Source organism: Cohnella sp. GCM10012308, assembly GCF_042649185.1.
Lineage (GTDB): Bacteria > Bacillota > Bacilli > Paenibacillales > Paenibacillaceae > Cohnella.
In genome coordinates this window covers 1-3,774 of the sequence record NZ_JBHRYU010000072.1, presented here as the reverse complement: position 1 = coordinate 3,774, position 3,774 = coordinate 1, and the positions used below count along the sequence as shown (strand labels likewise).

Below are 3,774 nucleotides of genomic sequence, written 5' to 3'. Positions count from 1 at the left end.
GTTCGAGGAGTGCATGGAAGAAGCCAGCAATTTCGGAATCGCCTTTACAAATTTGGTCTACTTGTTCCTTGCTAAATTCCATCTCTTCACAATCCTCGTTTGGGTTTAACTACTAATTCTCGATGGGCATGCTTAAATCCCTTCTAGGTTAGAAAAAAACAAAAAATCCCCCCGCCGAGGGGGGGACCTAAGTAGTAACCAAATGTGCAGGTAAATGCAAAGCACGAGCCGGAAATTCGGCTGATAGGGCAAAATAACTGCGTTTTTGCATCTATCCGGTTTAAAAGGGCCGACATCGACTGAAAAGGATGTATATGTGCAGGTATTGCGGCAAAAGAGCAACGCGGGAGACGATCCGCTGCCCATTTGAATCGGCTGGCAGATGAGTCATGGACAAGGATTCCACGCGACTCCAGTTTCGGATATCCGCCAAACTTAAAAGGACGGCCAGGGCGATCTGCGATCGACTCGGGAAGTTTTTCTTGCCGTCGGCCATTGTAAAATCATGCAACGCCGCTTGTAGCGCAAGCGGCGTTTTTTTGCGGGATTATGTCAGCACCGTGTCAGATGCTGAAGCCGCCGCCGGAAGCCGCGGGGCCGCGTTGACATTGGCTTGACGATTCGCTAGCATGAATAGGTAATAGTGGGAATCGGAACGGATGCACGCGCTTTTCCTATAGAGCGATAGAAGAGGGGATTCAGTTGGATATTGTGAGAGCGCGGTTGATCTATAACCCGACCTCGGGACGCGAGGAGATGCGCCGGAGATTGCCGCAGATCCTGCAGCGGCTCGAGCGGGGCGGGATCGAGACATCGTGTCATGCGACCGAGGCGGAGGGCGATGCGATCCGGGCTGCGTCCGAGGCGGTGGAGCGGGGGTTCGACATCGTCATCGCGGCGGGCGGCGACGGCACGCTGAACGAGGTCATCAGCGGCATCGCCCCTCACGAGCGGCGTCCCGCCATCGGCATTTTGCCGGTGGGGACAACCAACGATTTTGCCAGGGCGCACGGCATCCCCAAGAAGTGGGACGAGGCCTGCGACCTGATCGTAAAGCGCTACGCGAAGCCGGTGGACATCGGACGGGCCGACGGCAAGTACTTCATTAATATCGCGGGCGGCGGCGCGCTGACCGAGCTCTCCTACGAAGTGCCGAGCAAGCTCAAGACGATGATCGGGAATCTGGCCTATTACATACGGGGATTCGAGAAGATCGCGCGGCTGCGTTCCTTCCATATGAAGATCGCCATGGACGGCGTCGGCGAGTTCGAGGACGAGTACATGCTCATGCTGATCGCCAACAGCAACTCCGTCGGCGGCTTCGAGAAGCTCGCGCCCAACGCCTCGGCGAGCGACGGCATGTTCGACGTGCTGCTCATGCGCAAGTGCAATCTCGGGGAGTTCATCCGGATCGCGACGCTTGCCATGCGGGGCGAGCATCTGCAGGATTCGCACATCACGATGTTTCAGACGAACCGGGTCACGGTCGAGTCCGACACGGAGAGCCTGCATCTCAACCTCGACGGCGAGTACGGCGGGCAGATGGCGCGGACGTTCTCGATGCTGCCGGGACACGTGCGGATCATTATGGACGAGTTCGGGGAGACCAAGTATCACTGACGGGGCCGGGAAGCCGAAGCGTCTCTGAAGGGCCAGGTAGGACGAAGCATCTCTGAAGGGCCAAGGAAGACGGAGCATCTCTGAAGGGTCATCATCTTATATAGAAGCGGAACCTATGAACGGGGCTGGACAGCATGAGTGACAAGGACAAGCGCGGCGGCGGCGCGCGGGGCAGCGCGGGTAATCGGGACGGCAGGTCCGGGGGCGGCGTCGGGCGAGACGTGGGGCAAGAGCCCGCCCGAGCGGCGGACCAAGGCGGCAGGTCTGTAGGCGGCGTCGGGAAAGAAGGGCGGCAGACGCCCCGCGGTGCGGGCGATCGCGGTCGGGCGAGCGGCGGCCAGCAGGAGCGGGGGCAGTCGAGCGGTTCGGCGGTGCGCGCGGATTCGCGCGGGCGCGGCGCCGACGGCGGCCGCGGAGCTTCGGGTGCTGAGGGCGGCGGTGCGCGGTCGCGGGATCGCCTCAAGGGCGAGCGCACGAGTGGCGCACGGTCGCAAGGCCAGTCGCAGCATGCGCGTAGTGCCGGCGCGCGGGAGCGCCGCCAAGGCGAAGCGCCGCGCCAGATCGCGGGCGTGCCGGTCGCGGTCGGCGATTCCGTCGTCATCGACATCGTCGGGATGACGCATGAGGGACAGGGTGTAGGCCGGGTGGAGGGCTACACCCTGTTTGTGTCGGGCGCGGTGCCGGGCGACCGGGTGCAGGCCGAGGTGCAGAGCATCGGCAAGTCATTTGGGCGCGCGCGCATGGCGGCGCTTGTGGCGGCGAGCCCGGACCGCATCGCGGCGCCGTGCGAGATCTATGAGGCCTGCGGCGGCTGCCAGCTGCAGCATTGGGGCTACGCGGCGCAGCTCCGCTGGAAGCGGGAGCACGTCGCGGGCGTGCTGGCGCGCATCGGCAAGCTGCCGGTGGCGCCGCTGGAGGGGGACGCCGGCGAAGCGGGCGGCCGAGAGATCGCGCCCGATGCGGGGCGCGCGCCGGTCGTCGTCCATCCCGTCATCGGGATGGACGAGCCTTGGCGCTATCGCAACAAGGCGCAGGTTCCCATGGCTGCCGGCATCGGCGGCAATGGACTCATCGGCGGCTTCTTCGAGCAGGGCAGCCACCAAGTCGTGGACATGGAGGCCTGCCTCATTCAGCAGGAGCAAAACGAAGAGACCGTGCGCGCCGTCAAGCGCATCGCCCGGTCTCTCGGTTACTCCGCCTACGACCGCGCCACCGGCCGCGGTCTGCTTCGCCATGTCGTCGTCCGCAACGCCGAAGCGACCGGCCAGCGCATGGTCGTCCTCATTACCAACGGCCGCGACCTGCCGCACGTAGACGAACTCTGCGGACTCATCCGTGAAGACATCCCCGGCATCGCGAGCATCTGCCAGAACATCAACACCAGCCCAACGTCCCAGGTATTCGGCGATGAAACCCGCGTCCTCTGGGGCAACGACGTCATTTACGACGAGATCGGCGGCATCACCTTCGCCATCTCCGCACGCTCCTTTTTCCAGGTCAACCCGACCCAGACCGAGCGCCTCTATCGGACCGCCGTCGACTACGCCGGTCTGACGGGCGAAGAGACCGTTATCGACGCCTACTGCGGCATCGGCACGATCACCCTTTTCCTCGCCCGCCACGCCCGCCGCGTCTATGGCGTCGAGATTATCCCCGAAGCCATCGAGGACGCCCGCCGCAATGCGCTGCTCAACCACATTACCAACGCCGAATTCGCAGTCGGACCAGCCGAAGTCATCATGCCGCAGTGGCAAGCCGAAGGCGTCGCCCCCGACGTCATCGTCGTCGACCCGCCGCGCAAGGGATGCGATCCGGCGCTGCTGGCTACGATGCTGGAGCTTCGTCCGGCACGAATTGTCTATGTCTCCTGCGACCCGGCTACGCTCGCGCGCGACCTGCGCGTGCTGGAGGATGGGGGCTATCACACGATCGAGCTGCAGCCGGTGGATATGTTTCCACATACTACACATGTTGAGTGCGTATCTCAGTTAATTAGGTTACAAAATGCTGAACCGCGAAGTTAAAATAAAAGGGGCTGTCCCAAAAGGGTCATGAAAATGACCTGCGGGGCAGTCCTGTTTTTGTAAAACAAAAAGAAACCGTTCTTTGGTAAAATGGAAGTGTCTAGCAACCATTTACGAAAGGAACGGTTTC

Annotated in this window: 2 protein-coding genes; both read left to right on the top strand. The window is 62.2% G+C overall.

Annotated features, from left to right (window positions below):
- The first annotated feature begins 702 nt into the window (after positions 1-702).
- Complete coding sequence (locus tag ACFOTD_RS34425) at positions 703-1,620, top strand: diacylglycerol kinase (protein WP_378124521.1); 918 nt, start codon at positions 703-705, stop codon at positions 1,618-1,620.
- A gap of 134 nt (positions 1,621-1,754) precedes the next feature.
- Positions 1,755-3,644, top strand: coding sequence for a 23S rRNA (uracil(1939)-C(5))-methyltransferase RlmD (gene rlmD / locus ACFOTD_RS34420; RefSeq protein ID WP_378124520.1), 1,890 nt, complete (start codon positions 1,755-1,757; stop codon positions 3,642-3,644).
- The last annotated feature ends 130 nt before the right edge of the window (positions 3,645-3,774 follow it).

Excerpts from the sequence above, each read along its gene's own strand:
- rlmD (WP_378124520.1), top strand. The coding sequence starts at position 1,755 with ATGAGTGACAAGGACAAGCGCGGCGGCGGCGCGCGGGGCAGCGCGGGT.